At 47.5% G+C, this 24,646-nt stretch carries 19 protein-coding genes; 10 read left to right on the forward strand and 9 right to left on the reverse strand.

Annotated elements, in window-relative coordinates:
• Positions 1 to 3: 3 nt before the first annotated feature.
• The 3 genes from SGRA_RS07435 to serS all read right to left on the reverse strand — a co-directional run bounded on the left by SGRA_RS07435 (position 4) and on the right by serS (position 3,576).
• Positions 4 to 966, reverse strand: a complete 963-nt coding sequence (locus SGRA_RS07435) for an AAA family ATPase (protein ID WP_015692025.1) — start codon at positions 964 to 966, stop codon at positions 4 to 6.
• Positions 967 to 1,264: 298 nt separating this feature from the next.
• Positions 1,265 to 2,071 (reverse strand): inositol monophosphatase family protein, encoded by an 807-nt coding sequence (locus SGRA_RS07440; protein ID WP_015692026.1) that lies wholly within the window; start codon positions 2,069 to 2,071, stop codon positions 1,265 to 1,267.
• 221 nt (positions 2,072 to 2,292) lie between these two features.
• Positions 2,293 to 3,576 (reverse strand): serine--tRNA ligase, encoded by a 1,284-nt coding sequence (gene serS, locus SGRA_RS07445; RefSeq protein WP_015692027.1) that lies wholly within the window; start codon positions 3,574 to 3,576, stop codon positions 2,293 to 2,295.
• Between the two features lie 496 nt (positions 3,577 to 4,072).
• Between serS and rho the strand changes: the two genes are divergently transcribed.
• From rho to mfd, 9 genes are all read left to right on the forward strand, one after another.
• A complete protein-coding gene (gene rho, locus SGRA_RS07450; protein WP_015692028.1) occupies positions 4,073 to 5,842 on the forward strand; it encodes a transcription termination factor Rho in 1,770 nt (589 codons plus the stop codon).
• A 173-nt stretch (positions 5,843 to 6,015) separates the two neighbouring features.
• Positions 6,016 to 6,180, forward strand: a complete 165-nt coding sequence (gene rpmH / locus SGRA_RS20080) for a 50S ribosomal protein L34 (protein WP_002659234.1) — start codon at positions 6,016 to 6,018, stop codon at positions 6,178 to 6,180.
• Between the two features lie 107 nt (positions 6,181 to 6,287).
• Positions 6,288 to 6,689 carry a ribonuclease P protein component gene (locus tag SGRA_RS07455; protein ID WP_015692029.1) on the forward strand — a complete coding sequence of 134 codons (402 nt, stop codon included), beginning with the start codon at positions 6,288 to 6,290 and terminating at the stop codon, positions 6,687 to 6,689.
• 30 nt (positions 6,690 to 6,719) lie between these two features.
• Positions 6,720 to 6,983, forward strand: a complete 264-nt coding sequence (yidD, locus tag SGRA_RS07460; protein WP_041329872.1) for a membrane protein insertion efficiency factor YidD — start codon at positions 6,720 to 6,722, stop codon at positions 6,981 to 6,983.
• Between the two features lie 220 nt (positions 6,984 to 7,203).
• Positions 7,204 to 7,542, forward strand: a complete 339-nt coding sequence (locus SGRA_RS07465; protein WP_015692032.1) for a hypothetical protein — start codon at positions 7,204 to 7,206, stop codon at positions 7,540 to 7,542.
• A complete protein-coding gene (locus SGRA_RS07470; RefSeq protein ID WP_015692033.1) occupies positions 7,502 to 8,299 on the forward strand; it encodes a hypothetical protein in 798 nt (265 codons plus the stop codon). Before SGRA_RS07465 ends, SGRA_RS07470 begins: the two co-directional genes overlap by 41 nt.
• Before the next feature lie 300 nt (positions 8,300 to 8,599).
• Positions 8,600 to 10,111, forward strand: a complete 1,512-nt coding sequence (locus SGRA_RS07475; protein WP_041329873.1) for a glucosaminidase domain-containing protein — start codon at positions 8,600 to 8,602, stop codon at positions 10,109 to 10,111.
• Between the two features lie 12 nt (positions 10,112 to 10,123).
• On the forward strand, positions 10,124 to 10,849 hold the full coding sequence (locus SGRA_RS07480; protein WP_015692035.1) for an RDD family protein: 726 nt from the start codon (positions 10,124 to 10,126) through the stop codon (positions 10,847 to 10,849).
• 245 nt (positions 10,850 to 11,094) lie between these two features.
• The gene (gene mfd, locus SGRA_RS07485) at positions 11,095 to 14,463 is read left to right on the forward strand and encodes a transcription-repair coupling factor (RefSeq protein ID WP_015692036.1); all 3,369 of its coding nucleotides are present in this window, start codon (positions 11,095 to 11,097) and stop codon (positions 14,461 to 14,463) included.
• Positions 14,464 to 15,030: 567 nt separating this feature from the next.
• Here the strand turns inward: mfd and SGRA_RS24055 are convergent.
• The 6 genes from SGRA_RS24055 to SGRA_RS07520 all read right to left on the reverse strand — a co-directional run bounded on the left by SGRA_RS24055 (position 15,031) and on the right by SGRA_RS07520 (position 23,316).
• Entirely contained in the window at positions 15,031 to 15,342 is a 312-nt protein-coding gene (locus SGRA_RS24055) for a hypothetical protein (protein WP_015692038.1), read from the reverse strand.
• Positions 15,343 to 15,429: 87 nt separating this feature from the next.
• Positions 15,430 to 15,552, reverse strand: a complete 123-nt coding sequence (locus SGRA_RS24255) for a hypothetical protein (RefSeq protein ID WP_281046403.1) — start codon at positions 15,550 to 15,552, stop codon at positions 15,430 to 15,432.
• Between the two features lie 148 nt (positions 15,553 to 15,700).
• Positions 15,701 to 16,897 carry an IS256 family transposase gene (locus SGRA_RS07500; RefSeq protein ID WP_015691783.1) on the reverse strand — a complete coding sequence of 399 codons (1,197 nt, stop codon included), beginning with the start codon at positions 16,895 to 16,897 and terminating at the stop codon, positions 15,701 to 15,703.
• A gap of 457 nt (positions 16,898 to 17,354) precedes the next feature.
• Positions 17,355 to 20,690 carry a T9SS type A sorting domain-containing protein gene (locus SGRA_RS07505; protein WP_015692040.1) on the reverse strand — a complete coding sequence of 1,112 codons (3,336 nt, stop codon included), beginning with the start codon at positions 20,688 to 20,690 and terminating at the stop codon, positions 17,355 to 17,357.
• Between the two features lie 600 nt (positions 20,691 to 21,290).
• The gene (locus SGRA_RS07510) at positions 21,291 to 22,310 is read right to left on the reverse strand and encodes a PhoH family protein (RefSeq protein ID WP_015692043.1); all 1,020 of its coding nucleotides are present in this window, start codon (positions 22,308 to 22,310) and stop codon (positions 21,291 to 21,293) included.
• 304 nt (positions 22,311 to 22,614) lie between these two features.
• Positions 22,615 to 23,316 (reverse strand): hypothetical protein, encoded by a 702-nt coding sequence (locus SGRA_RS07520; RefSeq protein ID WP_015692045.1) that lies wholly within the window; start codon positions 23,314 to 23,316, stop codon positions 22,615 to 22,617.
• A 200-nt stretch (positions 23,317 to 23,516) separates the two neighbouring features.
• Between SGRA_RS07520 and SGRA_RS07525 the strand changes: the two genes are divergently transcribed.
• Positions 23,517 to 24,626, forward strand: coding sequence for a DUF4271 domain-containing protein (locus SGRA_RS07525; protein WP_148268298.1), 1,110 nt, complete (start codon positions 23,517 to 23,519; stop codon positions 24,624 to 24,626).
• The last annotated feature ends 20 nt before the right edge of the window (positions 24,627 to 24,646 follow it).

Genomic DNA, 24,646 nt, shown 5'->3' on the forward strand with positions numbered 1-24,646 from the left:
GTTCTAGAATAAGCTTTGAATAATCTGCTCGATCGTGATGCCTTCGGCCTCTGCCTTATAATTTCGGACCACCCGGTGGCGCAAAATATAGGGCGCTACGGCCTGCACATCAGATTTATCGGGAGAGTATTTGCCATTGATAGCCGCATGGCATTTGGCGCCGAGCACCAAAAACTGCGAGGCCCTTGGTCCAGCTCCCCAAGAGATATAACTATTGACTTTATCGGTGGCCATGGCCGTGCCTGGGCGGGTTTTATTGGTCAAGCCCACGGCATATTCCAGCACATTATCGGCAATATGGATTTTGCGAATCAGTTGTTGGAAAAAGACGATTTGCTCGGCAGAAACCACTCCTTTTAGCTCTGCTTTTTGGCCAGAGGTCGTATTTTTCACAATCTGCACCTCTTGCTCATAAGTGGGATAATCCAGCACAATATTAAACATAAAGCGGTCGAGCTGGGCCTCGGGCAAGGGGTAAGTTCCCTCCTGTTCAATGGGGTTTTGGGTAGCCAAAACCAAAAAGGGTTTGGGCAATTTATAGCTCACACCGCCCACCGTTACCGAACGTTCTTGCATAGCTTCCAGCAGAGCGGCCTGTGTTTTGGGCGGGGTTCGGTTAATCTCATCCGCCAGCAAAATATTGGTAAAAAGTGGCCCTTTAGAAAAGGTAAAATTGCGGTGTTCGTCCATAATTTCGGCCCCAGTAATATCTGTGGGCATCAAATCGGGCGTAAACTGAATGCGGTTAAACTGCAGGTCCAAAACCTTAGAAATGGTATTGACCAAAAGGGTTTTGGCTAGGCCGGGCACCCCAACCAGCAGGCTATGCCCATCACAAAAGAGCGAAATCAAGACTGATTTGACCACTTCATCTTGGCCCACAATCACTTTTCCAATTTCTTGGCGCAAATCTCGGTAAGCCTGGGCCAATGCGTCCAGCGCTTCTACATCATCCTTATAATTCATAGTTCTATTTTAGCGTTCTTTTTTTTTGTTTTGGGGCTGCCCCTCCCGCTAGCTTAAAAGCCAGCGCAAAGCGGTATCGCTTTGCGAAGCTAGACAAAATGAGGGTTAAAACCCTCATGAATTAGCGGTCGGGTCGGGCTGTGTCAGGGCTCGCAGGTCTGCTCGGCCCTGCGCAAAATTCGCTTTGCTCATTTTGCTGGGTCTGCGGCTTCGCCGCCCCCTTTTCCATCCCTCAGCCGGCTCGCTTCGCTCGCCTCTAGCGGTATAATTTGGACCATCAAGATACTAACTTCTTTGGCTAAGCCTTAAAATGCTTTTGTATTTTGCTTAAAAGGGTGCTTTGCAGTCCTTTTTGGCCGGCCAAAATTTCTCGCCCAAAAAGATAATCATTTTGGCCAGAAAAGTCGCAAACAAAGCCGCCAGCTTCTTGGACCAAAAATGCGCCTGCGGCTACATCCCAGGGGGCTAGGCTATACTCATAGAATCCCCCGAAGCGGCCAGCGGCTGTATAGGCCAAATCTAAGGCGGCCGAGCCACAGCGGCGCAGGCCACGGCAGGCGGGCATTAGCTCGCCCAAAAGGGCCAGATAAGCCTTTGTTTGCTCAAAGTCATAATAGGGAAAGCCCGTAGCCAGTAGGCTATCGCTCAGGGCGGCGGGGGCTGAGCTAAGCTGTAAGGGCTGTTCATTTAGGTAAGCGCCTTCGCCCTGAATGGCCCAGAACAACTCCTTTCTATTGGGTTCATAGACCATTCCCAAAACGGTTTCCTCCTCATATTGCAGGGCAATACTAATAGAGAAAAAGGGAAGCTGGTGCAAATAATTGGTCGTTCCATCTAGGGGGTCAATGATCCAACGCCAGGGGCTATCGCTTTGTTTTTGGCCCGACTCCTCGGCAATAAAATTTGCTTGAGGGAGTAGCGATTGGGCCAACTTAATAATGCGATTTTCTACCTCTTGGTCCACATAACTGACCAAGCTATTGAGGTCTTTAGTGAGTACATCCTTAGCCTGGACCTTTTGGATTTCATCCAGCATAAACTGCCCCCATTGGGGCAGGGCCATTTTTAGGGCTGCGGCAATTTGCTTTAATTCCGTTTTATTCATGACTTAAAGAAAAACTTTTTCGGCATAAAAAAAGAGGGCCAAGGCCCTCTTATTATTTTCTTAGCGATTTGCGGTTTTGCAGGGCGCGGAGCGCCCGCAGGCCTAGCGATGTGAAAGGGTGGCCGTCAGGCCAGACCGAAGCGCTGCAAGCGCTGAAGGGCCGAGCGAATAGCGAGCCCTGAAACGTAGCGCCTGCCGCAGGCAGGAGGCCCCAGAGATAACTACTTAGTAATCATTGTACGGCCGCCCAGGTAGCCTTGCAAAGCCTTGGGAATGCGGATTCCCTCTTCGCATTGGTTATTTTCTAGGATGGTGGCCAAAATGCGGGGCAGGGCCAAGGCAGAGCCATTAAGCGTATGCGCTTGGATGGTTCCCTTGCCCTCATTGGGGCGGTAGCGAAGCTTGAGGCGGTTGGCTTGGAACTCCTCAAAATTAGAGACCGAGCTCACCTCTAGCCAGCGATCTTGAGCGGCAGAATAAGTTTCAAAATCAATAGTGAGAGCGGCCGCAAAGCCGAGATCGCCACCACAGAGGCGGAGCGTACGGAAAGGCAGCTCTAGCTTAGCGAGCAGGCCTTCTACATGGGCGCACATTTCCTCTAGGGCTTGATAAGAGCGATCGGGATGTTCTAGGCGAACGATTTCCACCTTATCGAACTGATGAAGGCGGTTGAGGCCACGTACATGAGCGCCATAAGAGCCAGCTTCTCGGCGGAAGCAGGGCGTATAGCCCGTTAGGCAGATCGGGAAATCATCCTCGGCCAAAATCACATCTCGGTAAATATTGGTGAGGGGCACCTCGGCGGTGGGAATCAGGTAGAGATTATCGGCTGTAGCATGATACATTTGGCCGTCCTTATCGGGCAATTGGCCAGTGCCACGGGCGCTAGCCTCATTGACTAGATGCGGGGGCAGAAACTCTCGGTAGCCTGCTTTATCGGCCTCATCGAGGAAAAAGTTGATCAGTGCTCTTTGGAGTTTGGCGCCCATACCGGTATAAAGCGGGAAGCCTGCGCCGGTAATTTTGGCCCCAGTTTCAAAGTCGATCAAATTATATTCTTGAGCGAGTTCCCAGTGGGGTTTAGCCTCTTTGGGAAGCTCGGGAAGATCCTTTTTCCATTCTCTTTCTACTACATTATCCAGGTCACATTTTCCTGCGGGCACTGTTTCATGGGCGCAGTTAGGGACCTGTAGGAGCAGTTCTTCTAGGCGTTCTGCATTATCGCGGCTAAGTTGTTCTAGCTCATGAATACGACTTTTGATGCCAGCCGTTTGGGACTTGGCCTCTTCTGCGGCGGCTTTTTCTCCTTTGCGCATCAGCTGGCCAATTTGGCTAGAGATGGACTTTAGTTCTGCTCTTTGAGCGTCTAGATCTTGTTGGAGGCTACGGCGTAGGTCATCGGCGGCCAAAATATCATCTAAGATGTTGAGGGGCTCGAAACTTCTAATGGTGAGGCTTCTGAGCACTTTCTCGCGATTTTCGCGAATAAACTGAACGGCTAACATAAAGCTAATTTATGTAGGTAAAATGGTTATTGTCAAATGAGTGGCAGCAGCCACAATAAAGGGGCCAAGGCCAAGTAATTTTAGCGCCTATTTATTCCGACAGAAAACAAACAACTGCTTTAGGGGTAGATAAAAGGCGCTTTTCACAAAGATAGTATTTGAAATTTAAAATTAAAGTGTAAATTTGTCGTCTACAAAGCAAGAAGCCTTATATCTAATTGCTTCATTTCCTACCTATATCTATCGGACTCATTCAGTGCAACTAATTGCAGGATGATAAAATGCAAACCAATTTGGTTCAACTACTGCCTGTTTGATAGCTCCCTTCATTTTGATAGTTACAGTCCACTTATTGATGTAAAACACATTTAGCTGAAGTCGCTCAGGCTGATCGGTTAATTTTGTACAGTGTTGGGCTAGCAGAAAGCACTTGCTTGTAGGCCGTATGGCTGTGACTATAGAACTACCTACTATTTCAATTCTAATTTACGACTACATGTACAACATCCTTCAACTCAATGAAATGTTGGTCCCTCAACTGCGCGATATTGCGGAGCGGTTGCAGGTAAAAAGTTATAAGCGCCTCCCCAAAAAGGAGCTCATTTATAAAATTCTAGACGCTCAGGCCATTCATGGCGGTGTACCTCCTGCACCTAAGGAAGAACAAAAAGAGGAGCCCAAGAAAAAAGCTCCCGCCAAAAGCCGCAAAACAACTAATAAAAAAGAAGTGGAAGACCAAGAGGCCGAAAAGCCTCAGCCTAAGCGCCGTGGCCGTCCTCCCAAAAAGAAAGTAGAAGCGCCCAAAGAGGAAAAAGCGGCTAAGGAAGAAACGCCTGAGCCAAAAGAAACTCCGCAGGACGAAAAGCGGCAGCCTAAGAAAAGAGCCCCCAGAGAACAGCGCAACAACCAAAGAGAGCCTCAGGAAAGAGACAACAACAGAAATCAGCGCAACAATAAAAGAGAGCCTCAAGAAAGAGACAACAATAGAAATCAGCGCGATAACAAAAGAGAGTCTCAGGAAAGAGAACAAAATGAGCAGTCTCAGGATCGCAAGCGCTATAGCCGCCAAAATAACCAAGAACAGCGGAACGAAAACGAGCGTAAAGACCGTAAGTATGCTCGCAAAAAGGCCTTCAGCGTAGAGCTAGATGGTGTAATTGAAGGCGGAGGAGTTTTGGAGATGACGCCTGATGGCTTTGGCTTTTTGCGCTCTCCCGATTATAACTACCTGCCCTCTCCCGATGATATTTATGTATCGCCCTCACAGGTCAAATTGTTGGGCCTACGCACAGGAGATAGTATTCAGGGAACTATTCGCCCGCCCAAAGAAGGCGAAAAGTACTTTGCCCTTTTGCAAGTCAGCCATATCAATGGTTGGGACCCTGCAGATATTAAGGATCGGGTAGCCTTTGATCATTTGCGCCCCACTTTTCCCACCGAAAAGCTCAATATCATTGATCAGGAGAACCCCAAGCACTACTCTACTCGCATCATTGACCTCTTTACGCCTATTGGTAAGGGGCAGCGTGGACTCATTGTGGCCCAACCCAAAACAGGTAAAACCTATTTGCTAAAAGATGTCGCCAATGCCATTGCCGCCAATCATCCCGAAGCCTACCTCATCATTCTATTGATTGATGAACGGCCCGAGGAAGTCACCGATATGGAGCGCAATGTCCGTGCAGAGGTCATTTCTTCTACCTTTGATGCCCATCCCGAAAATCATGTCCGCGTGGCCGGTATCGTCCTTGAAAAAGCCAAGCGCATGGTAGAATGTGGCCATGATGTGATTATTCTTCTTGACTCTATCACCCGCCTAGCCCGTGCCCACAATACCGTGGCCCCAGCTAGCGGTAAGGTCCTTTCTGGTGGTGTAGAGGCCAATGCCCTACTCAAACCCAAACAGTTCTTTGGTGCCGCCCGAAATATCGAAAATGGAGGTTCTCTTACTATTCTAGCCACGGCCCTTATCGATACGGGCTCTAGAATGGATGAAGTCATCTTTGAAGAGTTCAAAGGAACTGGCAATATGGAACTACAGCTCGATCGCCGCTTGGCTAACAAGCGCGTCTATCCCGCTATAGACCTCACCAAATCCTCTACCCGAAGAGAAGAACTCTTGCATGACGAACAGATCATGAGCCGTATGTATATCCTTCGCCGACACCTGGCCGATATGAATACCGATGAGGCCATGAACTTTATGCTCAAGCATCTAAGAGGGACCAAAAACAACAAAGAGTTCATGCTTTCTATGAATAGCTAAATTTTTTCTGCTTTTCACTGAAAAAAAGCGAACTAGCCTTATTAAAAAGGGATATTTTTTATATTTTTGCCCTCGCTTTAGCTCAAACAGGGCTAAAAGCAAACATTTTATTGAATTTATTGCCGCTGCTCAGCCGGCAATTCTCATAGAACAATTACAAAAGTTATTGAATCATGAAACGTACGTACCAACCTTCAAGACGTCGCCGAGTAAATAAGCACGGTTTCCGCAAGCGCATGAGCAGCAAAAACGGCCGTAAAGTACTAGCCCGTCGTCGCAAAAAAGGACGCAAGAGCCTAACTGTATCTGACGACTTCCAGCGCGCTAAGCTCAAGTAAGCCGATCGCCAAGCTTGTATATAACTTACTCTTATACATATTCACAGAACAGCTATTCGCAGAGGCGGATAGGCTGTTTTGTGTTTTTGTAGCCCTAAGCCCCCTATATGTCTGATTTTTCTTTTCCCAAAAAGGAACGACTCAAGCAGCGAAAGGCCATCCAGGCTATTTTTGCCGCTCGACAATCGCTGGGGAGCTACCCCATTCGCATTTTTTATCGCCTGCAGCCCAGAGCTCAAGGCGAGCCCGCTATTTTGCAGGGCGTATCGGTGGCCAAACGAAAGTTTAAAAAGGCGCCCGACCGAAATTTGCTCAAAAGACGATTGAGAGAGGCTTACCGCCTAAATAAACCCAATTGGTTGGCCAGCCTACCTCATGAAGGCCTACAACTGCAAATGATGTGGGTCTATCTGGGCCATAAAGCCGAACCGCTAAGCAGTATCCAAAAAGCCGCCGAAAAATCTCGCCTAAAACTACAGCAAAAGTTGGCCGAGGAAGCAACTTTTTAAACGAAAATGGCTTCTTTAAAAGAAAATGCTATGCGTTATCTATTTTGGCCTTTTATTCAGCTTTTTCGCTTGATTTCGGCCGTACTTTCCTTTATCTTTTTACTGCTCATCCAGTTCTACCGCAAGTTTTTATCGCCTTTTTTGCCCTCTAGCTGCCGCTACCAACCCACTTGCTCGGCCTATGGCTTAGAAGCTATCAAAAAATATGGCCCTTTTAAAGGCGGCTGGATGACCATTAAACGAATTGGCCGCTGCCATCCTTGGGGGGGACATGGACATGATCCCGTTCCTTAATGTTTTTATTTTGGGGCTGCCCCGCCCTACAGGCGGGTCGGGCTGTGTCGCAGCTCGCAGGTCTGCTCGGCCCTGCGCTTTTTCGCTTTGCTCAAAAGCTGGGTCTGGCCTGCGGCCACTGCTGTCCATCCCTCAGCCGATGAAGTTCTTCGCTCCTGGCCTTTTCCTAGAAAGAAATTCCCCCCTTTTCCCATTGTCTTACTTTTTAAGCTGATGCCTTATGCGCCTTGCTCTTTTCTTTTTCCCTTTGCTTTTGATAGCTTGCTCTTCTGGCCCTTCTGCGGCCAAATATGCCAAAAAGTTTTGCGACTGCAGCGAAACCCTGGCCAAGGCCAAGGTCCAAGTTGATAATGGCCGCATGGAGGCCGACTTCTATGCCGAGCTAGAAAAAGAGCAGGAAGAATGTATGGGCCAAGATAATCCCTTTAGCCAACTCAAAACCGCTACCGATAGCCTAGCCTTTGAGCAAGCTTTTTTGCTAGAATTGGCGAAACAATGTCCCACTACTGCCCGAAATTATGGCTATACCCTTCCCGAAACGCCTGCTGCTGCTCAGTAGCTTTTTTCTTTTTGGCCACTGCCAAGAGGGGCCCGCTAGCTACCGCCTGCCTGGCCAACAATGGATGATGCCCTTTGCTAGCGTTCAAGAAGTTTTGCCCCCTGCCCTAGATGAAATTTCTGGCCTTTGCGATAATGGGCAACAACTCATGGCCCTCAATGATGAGGAAGGCCGCCTCTATCCCGCCAACTTTAATCCAGCCTTTGATCCGCTTCCCCAGCCTTGGGGACCGCCCGGCGATTATGAAGGCCTTGCCTTTTGGCCCCATCTAGGCTATTTTATTTTGCGCTCCGATGGAAAAATTTGGCAGCTTGGCCTAACGGAAAGCCAAGGGCAAAAACTCCCTTTTTCCCTGCCGCCCGATATAGAATATGAGGGCCTTTGTTTTTGGCCCAAAAAGCAGCAATTGTTGGTGGCGGCCAAAGAGCCGGCGGGACTCTATCTCTTTTCGCCAAAAAATGGCGACTACCTTCCGCTTCTCGATTTAAGCCCTTTTTTGATTCACCCTTCAGCAGTGGCCCTTTCTGAAGATGAGAAATTGCTTTATGTTTTGGCGGCCAAAGAGCAGGAGCTCTGGGTGTTTGATAGCCACAGCTTGGCTGTTTTGGGCCAATTTCTTCTTCCTACTTATGATTTAGTGCAAGCCGAAGCCTTAGTCGTTCATGGCCGTGCCAGCTTTTGGATTGGCTCCGAAGCCCAAGAAGATCGTCCCGCCCAACTTTGGCGCTATGAAAAACTGCCCCCCTTGGCCCAATAATATCTAAAAGATTGCGCAGCAATACCGCCCTTGCTGTGGCCGTCAGGCCGTAGCATCGGCCTAGCGATGCGAAAGGGGGCGGCGAAGCCGCAGACCAAGGCCGTCAGGCCGCAGGGCCGAGCAGACCTGTGAGCCCTGAAGCGTAGCGCCGACGAGCGAAGCGAGGCGGAGGCCCCAAAAAACAGAAAGAAAAAAGGCTATACATAAATGCCTGCAGTTTGTTTAACTTTGTGGCGCTCAAAGCTTGTCTCATTTTTGCGAGAGCTTGAGCTTTTTTTGATAGACGAACCGCCAAAGGAAATGAAAATACTGTTTTGGGCCATTTTGCTATTGAGCGCGCCCGGCCTAATTGCGCAGCGCATTAGCGTAGAAGATTATATTGCTAGCTATAAAAATATTGCGGTAAGAGAAATGCAGCGAACGGGGATTCCCGCTAGCATTACCTTGGCCCAAGGCATTCATGAATCGGGGGCAGGAAATAGCAATTTGGCCAAAGAAGCCAACAACCATTTTGGGATCAAATGCGCCTCGGATTGGCAGGGCGAAAAATTTTATAAATGGGATGATGAGTCGGTAGAATCTTGCTTTCGGGTTTATGAAAATGCAGAGGCTTCTTTTGTGGACCATAGTGCTATTTTGACCAAAAGAAAGCGCTATGCCAGCCTTTTTGAACTCGATAAAGAGGATTATGCAGGCTGGGCCAAGGGCCTGCGCAAGGCGGGTTATGCCACCGACCCTAAGTATCCAGATAAGCTTATTGCCACCATTGAAAAGCACCAATTGCAGCAATTTGACTTGGAAATGCAGCCCCTAACAATTAGTGATGAGCTAGACAGCACCCCCGTAGATCCTAGTATTTTTGCCACCCCCGAACCCTTTGAGCGCCAACTGCGGCGACAGCAAAAAAGTCCCCTCTTTTTAAGCTACAAAAAGGGCATTTTTCGACAAAATAAAAGCTCTTATGTCATTGCTAAAGCAGGAGAATCGGCCCTAGAAGTGGCCAACCGCTTTGGGCTGCCCTATGCCAAATTTCTTCGGTTCAATGACCTGGTAGATGGCGATCAACTCATTGACTATCAGTATTGCTATATTCAGCCAAAAAAGAGTAGATACCGAGAAAAAAAAGAAGAGCATCTAGTCAAAAATGATGAGAGCATGTATGAAATTGCTCAATTTTATGGCCTGCCCCTAGACAAACTCTACGAGCGTAACCTCATGCAAGAGGGCCAAGAGCCCGCTAATGGCGAATTCATTTTGTTGGGCCGAAAAGCAGCGGGACCGCCAAAAATTAGAGCCCGTAAACTCCCTAATTGGGAGAATGTCAATTTGGTCCCTATCATTAGCCCCAAAGACAGCACAACAGCTCCAGCCAAAGAAGAATTTAAGGCTCCAGAGCTGGTCATCAACCAACCCACCTATCCCGAGCAGATTTATCAGGATTCTCTAAATACCAATACAAGCCCTGATGGCCGCGACCTGAAGATTCCAGAATTGCGTATCGATAGCCCCAAAACCGAAGTACCCAATTTTCCAACTTTTGGTCCAGAAACACCCCAAAAAGAAGAACCAAAAGGTAGCGGATTACCTGATCAACCCATCACTAAAATGGGCGAGCTCCCGCCCCTGCCGCCAGCGCTAGACAAGCCGCCGCTCATCAATGGCGAGTATATCCATGAGGTACAGGCAGAAGAAACTCTCTATTCTATTGGATTAAAGTATGGTCTCAAGTGGCAAGAAATCCAAAAATTTAATAAATTGAAGTCAAACAACTTGTACAAAGGCCAAAAGCTGAAGATTCCCCTTGCCCAATAAATCCCATTTGCCATGAAAACGATTGAAATTACCACGGCCCAAAAAGTGAGCATCCAGTACGAGCTGGCTCCTCTAGGCAGCCGCATATCGGCCTTTATGATTGATATGCTCGTGCTCATTGGCCTGATGATTATCCTCAATCTCATTGGGGGGCTGGTCATTGATGGGGAGGCTTATATGTACTTTGTCATCCTCGTCATCCTCCCCACCCTCTTGTTTTACACCTTGGCCTCCGAGATCTTGCTCAATGGCCAAACCCTAGGCAAAAGGGCCGTGGGGCTGCGCATTATCAAGCTCAATGGAGAGCCTGCCGAAGCCTTTGATTATGTGCTGCGTTGGGCCTTCCGCTTCATCGATATTTGGGGCTCGGCGGGCTCGGTGGCTAGCCTCATGATTTCTTCCTCTGGGCATAGCCAACGCATGGGCGATCTCCTATCGGGCAGTACGGTAGTGCGCACAAAAGCAAGCCGACAGTTTCGCCTTGAAGATATTCTCTCTTTGGCCAAAAAGGAAGATTATGAACCCAAATACCCCGAGGTGCTCAGTCTGAGCGAGCAAGATATGCTCTTTGTCAAAAGAGTGCTCGACCGCCATAAAAAATATAAAAATGAGGCCCACAAACGGGTCATTCTAGACCTAAGCGAGCATCTGGCCCAACAACTAGAGGTGCCATTACTCAAAAACCGCCTCGACTTTCTGCGCCAACTCCTGCTCGATTATATCGTACTGACCCGCTAAAGATTTTGCCCTTCAAAGTTGTTCTTTGAGGGGCTTTTTTGGGGCCCGCGGCCGGCTAGGCTCCGCCTAGGTCGGCCGCCGCTATGCTGCGGGGCTCACAGGTCTGTTCGGCCCTTCACAGGCTACGCCTGCTCGGTCTGGCCTGCGGCCACCCGCTCCGCAGCGCTGGGCCAATAGAAAACCGCCCTGGGCCAAAACAAAATGCTTATTCCTGTTTTTATTCGCAAAGCGTTTATCTTTGTATCATGAACTTTAAGACCTTACTCCAAGCCTATCGCAAATCGGAAAAGCTAGCCGATATTTGTCAAACTCTCCAAAAAAAGGAGAACCAAAAAGTACAGCTCAAGGGACTCTATGGCTCGCAAAAAGCCTTTTTTCTCTATGCGCTTTACCTCAAAACAGAACGGCCTATACTCGTTCTCGCCAATGATAAGGAAGAGGCTGCCTATCTGCAATCTGACCTGCAGCATATTAGCGAAAGAGAGGAGATTCTCTTTTTTCCCGACTCCTTCCGCCGCCCTCAAGGCTTTGATAAATTAGACCGAGCCAGCGTTTTGCAAAGAACCGAGGCTGTGAGTAAACTGCTGGATGCCAGCAGCATTCCCCCTTTAATGGTCTCTTATCCAGAAGCCATTTTTGAGCAGGTGGTCGCCCCCGAACAACTGGCCGAAAATGCCATCAAAATTAAGGTGGGTGAAGATTTGGACCGCAAATTCTTGGTCGAAATCCTTACCGAATATGGCTTCAATTATGTCGATTTTGTCTACGAACCCGGCCAATATGCCCTGCGTGGCGGCATTATCGATATTTTCTCCTATGGACATGAACTGCCCTACCGCCTAGAGCTCTTTGATGAAGAGGTGGAAAGTATCCGCTCTTTTGATCCTAGCTCTCAACTGTCTACCAAAAAGATGGCTTTTGTCACTATTGTGCCCAATGTCAATACCCAATTTAAGAAGGAGCAGAAAACCGACCTCTTTAGTATTCTCCCCAAGGAGCTGCTCATTTGTGCAGAAGATGTTCAGCTGCTTTTGGACCGCCTGCAAGATTGCTTCGAAAAAGCACAGCTCCTCTCGGCCCAACTCCAAGAACAGGAACAATATGAACGCATAGAGGAAATTGGCCTGCTCGACGAACAAGCCTTTGTTTTTCCCCGCCATATTATGGACCAACTGGCCAATAAACGCCTACTAGAATTTGCCAATACTCCTTTCTATAAAAAGAGTCCAAGCTTTAGTTTTCAAGGAAGCCTGCAACCCCGCTTTGGCAAAAACTTCGAGCGCCTGATTGAGCAGCTCAGAGAAAATAGCCAACAGGGCATTACCAATTGTATCTTGGCCGAAAACCCCAAGCAGATCGAACGCTTTTATAGCATTTTTGAAGATTTGCGCGCTCATGTAAAATGGCACCCCATCCAAAAAACTGTGCATAAGGGCTTTGTAGACCAAGAACTCAAGATTGCTTGCTATACCGATCACGAAATCTTTGAGCGCTTCCATAAGTATAAAACAAAAAGAGGCTTTGATCGCAATATGGCCCTCAAGATGAAGGCCATCAATGAACTGCAACCCGGCGATTATGTCACGCATATTGACCATGGCGTGGGCAAGTTTGCTGGCCTGCAAAATATTGAGCTCAATGGCAAACAACAGGAGTCGGTTAAGTTGGTCTATGATGGCGGAGATATTCTCTATGTCAGCATTCAATCGCTACACAAAATCTCTAAATATGTGGGCAAAGACGGCAAGCCGCCTTCGGTCCATAAACTAGGCAGTAATGCCTGGGCCAATACCAAGAAAAAGACCAAGAAGAAGATTAAAGCCTTGGCCTTTGACCTGATTAAGCTCTACGCCAAACGCAAATCTACCCAAGGTATTCAGTTTCCCCCCGATGGCTATTTACAAAATGAATTAGAGGCTTCTTTTATCTATGAAGATACTCCCGATCAAGCCAAAGCCACCGAGGCCGTCAAAGAAGATATGATGAAGCCCTACCCCATGGACCGCCTCATTTGTGGCGATGTGGGCTTTGGCAAAACAGAGATTGCCGTCCGTGCTGCCTTTAAGGCCGTAGTGGCGGGCAAACAGGTGGCTATTTTGGTCCCAACGACTATTCTCGCCCTACAACATGCCCAAACCTTCCGAAAGCGATTGGGCCAATTTGATGTGCAGGTGGAGTATATCAACCGATTTAGAACAACCAAGGAGAAAAAGGAAATTTACGAGCGCCTCAAAGCAGGTAAAATTGATATCCTGATTGGCACCCACGCCATTCTCAACAAAAAGGTCCAATTTGCCGATCTCGGTTTGCTCATTATTGATGAGGAGCAGAAGTTTGGGGTGGCCTCCAAAGAGAAACTCCGCAATATCAAGGTCAATGTAGATACCCTGACCCTGACCGCTACGCCCATCCCCCGTACCCTACAGTTTTCCCTTATGGCTGCCCGAGACCTCTCGGTCATCAATACGCCACCGCCCAACCGCCAGCCCATTCACACGGAGTTGCGGACCTTTAATGCGGAGCTTATTCAAGAAGCCATTGAGCAGGAAGTTAGCCGAGGGGGACAGGTCTTTTTCATTCATAACCGAGTGAAGAGCCTAGAAGATATGGCCGCTATGCTCCGCCAAATGATGCCCAATCTGGATGTGGCCGTGGCCCATGGCCAAATGGAGCCCGCCCAACTCGAAAAGCGGCTGATGAACTTTATTAAGGGCTATAATGAGGTCCTTGTTTGTACCAATATTATCGAAACGGGCCTCGATATCGCCAATGCCAATACCATTATTATCAATAATGCCCACCATTTTGGCCTCAGCGATTTGCATCAGTTGAGGGGCCGAGTGGGCCGCTCCAACAAAAAGGCCTATTGCTACCTTTTGGCCCCTCCCCTTTCGGTCCTGAGCTCCGACTCTCGCAAGCGCCTGCAAACCCTAGAGCAGTTTGCCGAATTGGGCAGCGGGATCCATATTGCTATGCGCGATCTCGATATTCGGGGTGCCGGAAATATTCTGGGCGGCGAACAAAGCGGCTTTATTGTCAATATGGGCTATGAAACCTACCAAAAGATTCTGAACGAGACCATTCAGGAGCTCAAGCAGGGCGAGTACAAAGAACTCTTTAAGGAGGAGATGGAGAAAAAGCGAGAATTTATCCAGGATGTCATCATTGAACTGGATGAAGAGATGCTGATCCCCTCCGATTATGTGCCCATTATCAGCGAGCGCTTGGCCCTTTACCAAAAGATGGATGAGCTAAACAATGAGGCCGATATTAAGTCCTTTAGCGAGAAGATGATTGACCGTTTTGGCCCATTGCCCGAACAGGTCAAGCAGTTGTTCGAGGCCCTGCGCCTGCGTTGGATAGCCCGCTCTTTGGGCTTCGAGCGCCTACATTTTAAGGGCAAAAAGCTCCGTTGCTACTTCATCAGTAAGCAGGATTCTCCTTTTTATGAAAGCGATTATTTCTTGCGAATTTTGGATTATATCCAGAAGCATAGCGACCACCGTTTTTTCCTCAAGCAGAGTCCCAAGCACCTCATTCTCATCTGCGAGGGTTTGCGCAACCTCCATGCGGCCAAATCTATCTTGAAGGAGTTGGCAGAGGCGGTAGATTAGGCTATTGTTTTGGGGCTGCCCCTGCGGCCTACGGCCTTGGGTCGGGCCATTGCGCAGCTCGCTGTTCGCTCGGCCCTGCGGCGGCTGCGCCGCCTGGGTCTGCCGCCTTCGGCGGCCCTGCTACAGCCCCTCAGCCTGCGGGCCTTCGGCCCTTTTAGCTGCAGCTTAAAAGCCGCAGCCAATTTCGGAACAACTAAGCTAAGCTTTGGCCGCCCCTTGGCCTGCAGCTTAAAGGCCGCAGGACCTGAAAACAAAAGCTATTCCCCAACCCTAAAAAAGCAGGGGCTTTTAAGCCGCTGCGGCGAGCAAAATGATGGCCCAACTAAATTGGCTGCGGCCTTTAGGCTGCAGGTACAGATAGTGAGACTGTTTAAAATTTTGTGTTTCCCCTTTTTGCTGCCTAGGGACAAGCCCCTAGGCTAGCTTTTTCAGACAGCCCTCTAAAGAGGGCCTTTAGATAAGGTTTTTCTCTGCGACAACAACTGAACCAGGCCTTGTAATCAATAGTTGAGGCCCTCGCAGAGGGCTGACTCCATTGGATTAGCCTAGGGGCTTGTCCCTGGGCGACTATTGGCCAAATCCTAAGCAGCTAAAGACCCAAATTTTATTAGGATACACAAAATCCTGAACAGTCCCTGAACAGTCCCCAGATAGTATTGCAAATAGCATCCCCTGCTTTACAATTGCCGTTTCACAAATTGCGAATAGCATAGCCGACTTTACAATTGCCATTTCACAAATTGCAAATAGCATAGCCGACTTTACAATTGCCGTTTCACAAATTGCAAATAGCATCCCCCGCTTTACAATTGCCGTTTCACAAATTGCAAATAGCATAGCCGACTTTACAATTGCCATTTCACAAATGGCGAATAGCATCCCCTACTTTACAATTGCCGTTTCACAAATTGCAAATAGCATCCCCTACTTTACAATTGCCATTTCACAAATTGCAAATAGCTCACCCTACTTTACAAATGCCATTTCACAAATTGCGAATAGCATAGCCGACTTTACAATTGCCGTTTCACAAATTGCGAATAGCATCCCCTGCTTTACAATTGCCGTTTCACAAATTGCAAATAGCATCCCCTACTTTACAATTGCCGTTTCACAAATTGCGAATAGTATAAGTAAAGCGCCCTATGGCCGAAGCATAAAGATAAGGGGACTGTTCAGGATTTTGTGTATCCGAATAAAATTTGGTCAATAGAGACTAGGAGGTGAGTGGTAAAATTTAGATGACCCGGTCAGGGAAACAGACACAAAGCTGGCTGAAAACTTTGGTCCAACCAGCTCGTTTGACCTTCCATCGTTTTTGAATTTGCATAGCGGCTAAATAGATAGATTTTATAGCCGCAGCATCATTTGGAAATGAGCGTTTGTTATTGGTATATTTTCTCAGGCCAGCATTAAAGCCTTCAATAATATTTGTGGTATAAATAAGCTTTCTGATTTCTTGAGGATAGTATAAAAAGACAGTGAGATTGTCCCAGTTTTTCTCCCAAGATTTAATGATGTAAGGATAGCGATCACCCCATTTTTCTTCAAAATCTTGAAGCCGATTTCTGGCCTCAGCTTCATTAGGAGCTGTATAAATGAGCTTAATATCTTTGGCCACTTTTCTTCTATTAGAGGCTTCGACAACCTTCATAGAATTGCGAATTTGATGGACCACACAAATTTGATGAGCTGCCTGAGGAAAGACGGCCTCAACGCTTTGGTCCAAGCCAGCTAGATTGTCTGAGCAGATAAATAAAACATCCTTTACCCCTCTTGTTTTAATGTCATTCAAAGTTGTGGCCCAATTTGCAGCAGTCTCTTTTTCAAAGAGATACATGCCAATAATGTCTTGATAGCCTGCTAAATTAACCCCAAGTACAATCATGCAAACCTTGCTTTTAATCTGCCCATCCTCTCTAATTTTATAGTGAATCCCATCAATCCAAAGAATCGCATACTTCTCATCAAGAACCCGATTTTGCCACTCTCGAATGCTATCTAAGAGGCTATTGGTAATGGTTGTAATTTGACTCTTAGAGTACTGCTGCCCATAAATTTCATCCATATACTCTACTATATCAGACAGGCTCATACCTTTAGCATACAATAGTGTAATCACACTCTCTAGCTTAGCCGTCATCGACTTGTGTTTGGGGACTGTTACAGGGTCAAATTTACCCTCTCGATCTCTTGGTATTTCTATTTGTAATTTGCCACTTTCCGTCTTGATCTTCTTTGAAGAATGGCCATTTCTGCGATTTTCTCCTTGGACTTCTTCGCCACGAGCATACCCTAAATGCGCTGACATTTCTCCTTCTAACAAACTTTGAATTCCTCGTTTTTTGAGGTCATCTGTTAGCTTGTCTAGCTCCTCAATGTTCTTCACATCTCCTAGTAGGCGGTTTAATAACTCTTCTTGTTTCTTGTCCATAGCGGTACTTTTTTTCTAAGTAATTAAATTGATATTAAACCTCCTAATCTTTACCCCTTTTTTAGCCCATACACAAAATTTTAAACAGTCTCAAGATAAGCTTGAAAACAACTGTTAAGCGGCCTAGCGATGTGCAGCAGTGGCCGTTAGGCCAGACCGAGGCGGCCTAGCCGCCGAAGGGCCGAGCGAACAGCGAGCTGCGGAACGTAGCGCCGCAAGGCGAAGCCGCAGCGGAGGCCCCAAAACAGCAGCGATCTGCGACAACAAGGACTTTAGTCCGTCTTCGACGACCGAAGGGAGTAAACGTAGTGCCCGCAGCAAGCGGACAACAAGGCTGCAAGCCGCAGTTCGACGACTGAAAGGAGTAACGCCCCTAAAAAAAAACTGCCCCCATCCCAAAAAGGATGAGGACAGCGACCGCAAAATAAAAGTCTGTACAGACTTGAGAACTACTCTTCTATTGCTTTTGGATCAACTGCTCTTGGCCATTGATACGGAGCAAATAGTGAGCTGCAGGGAAATTGCTGAGATCAAAGCTCATTTGTCCAGATGTGGGGGCATCGGCCTGAGTTTGTTCTAGCAAGAGTTGGCCCTGCATATTGTAGACCTGAAGGTGCAGGTCTTGGGTTTGGTTTTGCTCAAAGCTGATAAAGTATTGGCCCTGGCTGGGGTTAGGGAATACCTTGAAGCTAGTGTTGAGCAATTCGACTTGGCGAGTACTTGTGGGGGCTGAAATCATGGCCTCACTGAGGTTAGTGATTACTGGCGCATTAAAGTCAAAGTAGATCGCCGCCTTGTTGGGAATTACAGAGCCTAGGGGCAAGTTAGGGTCTCTGTCGATGCTATAATTGATAAATCCATGGCTGCCAGGCTCATCACTATCGGCATCGGGGAGGTTGATATTGTTGAAAGTAAAGACGAGGATATTTCCGTTTTCAACCGTCATTGTAGCGGGATGAGAGAACTGCAAATTAGTTAGGCTACTCACATCAAAGCTAGCATCTAGGGTATCGCGGACCACCACAGTATAGGCGGGGGCAGTACCTAGATTTTGGAAATGGATGGTGTAGTCCAAAACATCATCTTGTTCAAAGATTTCGGCTTGTCCGCGGGGGTCGCCAGAGCGAGTGGGGCGAAGAACGATCTCATTGGGATCCCAAGAGCCTACAACAATCAGGCTGTCTACATCGGTATTATTAGCGGGAGTAGCATCGCCAGAGATGGGGGTAATGGCTACGCTATTGGCTACTTGATCACCTAGGGCCACCGTAGTGGGTGTATTTAGGTAGATGCGGATAAGTCCACATTCGCCAGCGCCCAAGTTATTGGCAGTGAAAACAATATTGTTATTCACGGCATCATGAGACGTCATTACTGCATTGCTATAAGCATAGTAAGTAGCATTGTTATAGCGGGGGTTTTGCGCTGTAGTATTAAACTCTAGTTGGCTATCATAATCTACAGTGATGGTTGCATTTTGGGTCGTATTTCCATCATTGCAATAGTAGACATAAGTATAGAGAGAAAAACCAGGTGTAGAGGTACTATAGTGGACCAAATTTACACGCAAGTCATTAACGGGGGGATGCGTGACCACAAAATCGTTTCCACCATAATAGCCTCCCACATTAGCGGCATTGACAGAAATATTGGCGGCGGGGCAGAGTTGGCTGCTTACGCCATCGGGTAGAAGCTCTACGGTATAGTTTCCGGTTTGCATTACGGTAAACTGATAGTAGCCGTATTGGTTAGTTGTTGTGATAATTCCGGCAGGTTGTAGGCGAACAAGGCGGAAAGCCTCGGCAGTACCTTGGGCACAAGTTCCGCCAGCGGTATTATCGGTTACTCGTCCAGCGATCATGATAGCACAGCTAGAATCTTGATCGAGGAAGAAGGTACGTGCGGTTTGGCAGCTATCGTCAGTGATGGTTACCGTATATACCCCAGAAGCGAGGTTATTCAAGTTGGGGCCAGTGTCGCCAGTATTCCAAACAAACTGAGGATTGCTAAAGCCAGTGGGATTTAGGGCAATAGCGCCTAGAGAATCCAGACAGTTGGCGGGCGTCATGCTGGGGTTGATCGTTCCGCTACCGTTTACGATTAGGCTATCTAGATAAACTGAGCAGCCAGAGCTATCATAAACATAGACAGAGTAGACACCTGGGGCGAGGTTGCTTTGATCTTCTTGCCAGCCGTTACTTACATTATTGGACCAGCTATACATGTACATGCTATCGCCACCGCTTACGGTCAAATCAATGGCGCCATCATTTTGGCCACAAGAAGCATCGTTAATAGTATAGCCTACTTGCATAGGCGCTTGGCTATTGACCTGTACTGAGCTTACGGCTATACAGCCATTGGCATCGGTAATCGTTACACTATATTGGCCGGCACCATTTGAAGCATAAGCATCATGACGGTTACTCTGTGTCGTAACGGTGAGTCCGGTGCTCCAGCTATAAGTATAAGGGGCGGCGCCATTCCAAGCATAAGCAGAAAGTGTATCGGCGGGGCAACCTTGCGTATAGGTATAGGCCTGCATATTACAAACGGGCTGCTGATTGCAGTTGGTCGTATCTACATAATAACTGCTAGAAGCGGTACAACCTGTAGCATCGGTTACCGTCACCATATAGTTAAATCCTGCAACTAGGTTACTAATACTTGCTGTTGTTTGTCCATTAGACCAAGCATAAGAATAAGGAGATGTTCCGCCAGAGGGCATAGCATGCACCCAGTTAGCGGGGCAGCCAATGCTATCATCCAACATCAAGATAGAGATATTACAAGATGGTTGTTGATTGCAGTTGGTCGTATCTACATAATAGCTGCTAGAAGCGGTACAACCTGTAGCATCGGTTACCGTCACCATATAGTTAAATCCTGCAACTAGGTTACTAATGCTTGCCGTTGTTTGTCCATTAGACCAAGCATAAGAATAAGGAGATGTTCCGCCAGAGGGCATAGCATGCACCCAGTTAGCGGGGCAGCCAATACTATCGTCCAGCATCAAGATAGAGATATTACAGGGCGGTTGTTGATTACAAAGGGTATCAATATAATAGTTAGTTGTATCGGCACAGCCATTGGGGTCAATAACAACTAAAGTATAATTTTGAGCAGCGGCTAGGTTAGAAATAGAGCTAGTTGTGGCTCCATTGCTCCAATGATAAGTATAAGAAGCAGCTCCTCCAGAGACGCTAGCAAAAAGTGTATTTACGGGGCAGCTAGAGGTATCGGGCAAAATTGTAGCCTGAGGGCCATTGCCTCCACCTACGGTATAGGTTTGGCTTTCGTAGCATTGTGTAGTGCTATCATAAGCTTGTACAGTATAGCTTCCGGCAGGAACATTAGCGAGTGTCATGCCTGAGCCCACATACTGCCAGTTGGCTGTGTACCAGCGTAGATCGTAGGGGCCAGAGCCAGAGACCGACAATTGAATTTGGCCGTTATTGTTTCCACAGCTAGCATCTACAATACTAACAGCGCTTAGGCTAAAGGTATTCACCACAATTGTGTCTGTAGTTGTACAACCATTGGCATCTTGCACCGTTACACTATAGGTCCCTAAGCTGGGGGTAGCAATAGAGGCTGTTGTGGCGCCTGTGCTCCACTGATAAGTGTAAGGGGATTGCCCGCCAGAGGTATAGGCCTGAACAGACTGAGCGGGACAGGTAGAACTATCGGGATAGGCATATGCCCGAAAGTTGCCACATTGGGCCATAAGCTCTCCGCTGCCCAAAAAGGCCAACAGAAAACTTAAACTGAGATAAAATCTTTTCCAATTCATAATCTAAATGATTTAAGGGGGAGATAATGCGCTTATTGGCTTTTCATATTCTCAAAGAACGGCCTTTGGAGCTAGAGAGAGAAATAGCTTTTTGGGCATTTGTCAAAATTTATTTTCACCAAGGCCTATTTCAATAGGCTTTAGATCCAAATTTGTCAGTTTTTTATTTTTATTGTTTTTTTGGGGCTGCCGCTACGCCCTTCGGTTGTCGAACTGGCGCCCCTCTGGGGCTGGTTGTCCCTATGGTCGGGTCGGGCTGTCCGCAGCTCGCTGCTCGCTCGGCCCTGCGCGGGCTGCGCCCGCTAGGTCTGCCGCCTGCGGCGGCCCTGCTCTCATCCCTCAGCCAGATTTAATCGCGCTGCTTTGGCCATAGTTTGTTATGAATTTTGTGCTAGTCCAGCTATTTTTTGAGGACATAGCCTTCGCTATGGTCGAGAAAAATAGGGCCGACTAGCGCTAAATTGCTGCAAACTATAAAAGTGAGTGCGGTTAAATTTGGCTATTGCCTGCGGGCCTTCGGCCCTTGCTAGATGCAGCAGGGGCCAAAAAAAATCCCTCAGGAAAAACTCCTGAGGGATGGATCATAAAGGCAAGCATTTTTTAATAAGGGTCATTATTTCGCTCATCTTCTTTTTTTCGTCGCCAATCTTCTCGGCGGCTTTCTTGGGCGGCATCATCTCGGTCGTAGGCATGAATAATTTCCTTAACGAGACGGTGGCGGACCACATCGCTGGCATCCAGATAAAGTTGGCCGATACCATCTACGCCTTTAAGGATGCGTAGAGCTCGAATCAGGCCAGACTGTTGTTTTCTGGGCAAGTCAATTTGAGAGAGGTCGCCAGTAATGATACATTTTGCATTGGGGCCTAGGCGGGTCAAAAACATTTTGAGCTGCATTTCTGTAGTATTTTGGGCCTCATCCAAAATCACGAAGGCATCATCTAGGGTACGGCCTCGCATAAAGGCGAGAGGGGCCACCTCAATAATGCGGTTTTGCATAAAGTAATTGAGCTTATCGGGCAGAATCATATCATCTAGGGCATCATAGAGGGGGCGTAGATAAGGGTCGATCTTATCTTTGAGGTCGCCGGGTAAAAAGCCTAGATTTTCGCCAGCTTCTACAGCGGGCCGAGTGAGAATAATTCTTTTGACGATATTTTGCTTGAGGGCGCGGACGGCCATAGCCACAGCCGTATAGGTTTTTCCTGTTCCGGCTGGCCCGATCGCAAAGACCAGGTCGTTAATATCGGCCAATTCGACCAATTTCTTTTGGTTGCGGGTACGAGGGGTAATGGGTTTGCCAGAGCGGCCATATACAATTGCATTGCGATTGACCTTGCGCAATTTGCTCTCGAAGGGATTTTCTCCTTTGAGCATATCTTTAATTGCCTGTGGGTGCAGCTCGCCTAATTGCTGGAGCATTTTGACCATCAGCTCTAGTTTATGTTTTACCTCTTGCACCCTTTGTTTTTCTCCGCTAATGCGGACGGTATTGCCTCGGGGCGTAATTTTCAGGTCGGGATAGCTGGCTTGCAGCAAAGCGAGTTTGCTATCGTTTTGTCCGTAAAAATCAATCAGCTCTACATTCTCGAGGATGAATAGGATTTCGCTAGTTGCCATGATAAATTGTTGGTTAGTGAAGGGCTTCAGTCGTTGAGGACTGGAGACGCACAAACTTACAATTTTTGGGGCATCTTTGTTCCCCGCCTTTTAAAAAAAGAAGTTTGGCCCCTTTATTTGGCGACCTACAGGGCCGAAGGCCCGCAGGCCTAGTGATGGGGAGCAGTGCCGCGCAGCGGCAGACCGAGGTGGCGAAGCCACCGCAGGGCCGAGCAGACCTGCGAGCTGCGGACCGTAACGCCGCAGCTTGCTGCGGAGGCCCCAAAAAATAAAAAAGCCCCTCAGACCAGAGGAGCTTTTGGATTTATTTATTGGCCTTAATTTTTTGTTTGAGTTCATCGACCACTTGCGTTTGGTCATCGACCTCTTTCTTTTTGGTCCCTTGATCTTCCTTAGACTTCTTGATATCCTCTTCGGCCTTTTTGATATTTTCCTCCATCTTCTTGATAGTCTCCTTATAGTCCTCGATATCTTTGGTGAGTTTCTTCTCGTCTTTTTCGAGTTCCTTCATATCCTTTTCTAGTTCCTTGAGGGTTTTTTCCTCGGCTTTGAGGAGATCTTCGAGTAGGTCGGCGCTTAGTTTTTTGGTAAACTTATTCACGACTTCCTCGGCTACTTGGAACTGATTGGGAAATTCTTTTTGCGAGAGGTAGCTCACGCCTAGGTTGAACCAGATCACGATTTCGGCGCCTTCTTCGCCTTTATCTTGGACCATAGCGTAGATATCTACGGTATTTTCGCTCATATCTTTGACTGTAGCATTATCCGAGATATAGAGTTTATCTTTCTTTTTGTACTTCACTTTGCCTTTATAATTTTTCTTGACAAAGGTTTTCCAGATATCGCCCACCTTATCGGCAGAGCAATTGGGGAGGTCTACCACTAGGGCATTGTGGGCGCCTTCAGACATAGTACGCACCTCTTCTTTGAGGGTGGCTTTTACTTGGGCCTGTGCAGTAAAGGCAAAGGCAAAAAAGAGGAGAAGAATAAAGCTAATTTGTTTCATTTTGTGGTTGTTGAGGCGCTAAAAAGCGCTGTTTATAAATTGTAATTTGATTTAGGGAGCTAAAATCGGGGCTAAAGTCACATTAAAAGTATAAAAATAAAGCCTTAGAGCCTGATTGTCTGCCCTGCTTTTGTATCTTTATCGACAAAGTTCCTGGTTTGGGGAACAGTTTTCCAGAAAGCGACAAATTTCTGTCCATTTTGACGAATATCGAGACAAAACATAGCCTAATTCTAGGCCTCTTCATTTGCTTTGCCTGTTTGTTTTTGCTTCCTTTGGGTCTATCGGCTCAGTTTGGCGAGCAGCAGCTTTTGGCGGCAGATGCTTTGAGTTTAAATATACTAGTGGAAGAAAAGCAGGAGCAACAGGCGCCTCTGCTAGAGGATCCATTGGCCTTTGAGCAACTGCGTTTGGCTCCGCAAAAGCCAGCGCCAGCGCCTTATCGGGCGACAAAAATTTCTAGGGAGCATTATGTAGATAATCCCTATGATTTGGAGGATTTCAGCAATCCCTTCAATTTGCCCAAAAAGGGGCAGCAATTGGGGCAGCGCAAGGCCAAATTGGCCAAGGATGTAGATATGGATAAATTTTGGTCCGAATTATTTGCGCCCAAAGAGCAGCCTGCGGTTTTATCTACTTCTACCCAAAAAGCAAAGCGTCAGCCGGCATGGCTATTATTTGCCCTTTTGGGGCAGCTCTTGCTTTTTGCCTTTTTGCTCACGGCCTATCGCTCCGAGACCTACCGAGATTTTTGGGCCTATGGCAATTTGAATATTGCGGGCCAAGAAGAGCGAGAACAGCGGTTTCAGCAATGGTCGGCCTATAATATACTGAGCTATCTACAGGCGGGTTTTGCCCTAGGGAGCTTTATCTATTTGGCCAGCAACTTTATGCGTCTAGAAGAAGGCCAACTGCCCGATTGGAGCTTTGCAAACTTTGCCTTTTTACTAGCGGCCACTACAGCCGCCTATACGGCCAGACAAGCGATTCTGCGGCTCTTGGGCGAGCTCTACCCCATTGGCCAAGAGATGAGCTTTTATGGCTACCTCAATGCCAATCAGCACCGCATTATGGGCTTTAGTTTGCTGCCTATGCTCTTTTTGTTGGCCTATAGCGCTCCTGACTTGCAGGGCCTATTGCCCATGTTCTTGGCTAGCTTGCTCGGCCTTAGTTTTGCCTATACGGCCCTAAGAGCGGCATTTACTGCCCTTGATACAGTTCGATTTCATAAGTTTCAGTTTTTTCTTTACCTTTGCACCGTTGAAATAGCCCCCCCGCTAATTCTACTCAAATTCTTGTCTATCATTTAACTATCAAAAGGGCCAAGGGA

This window comes from Saprospira grandis str. Lewin (assembly GCF_000250635.1).
In the GTDB taxonomy this organism is placed as follows: domain Bacteria; phylum Bacteroidota; class Bacteroidia; order Chitinophagales; family Saprospiraceae; genus Saprospira; species Saprospira grandis.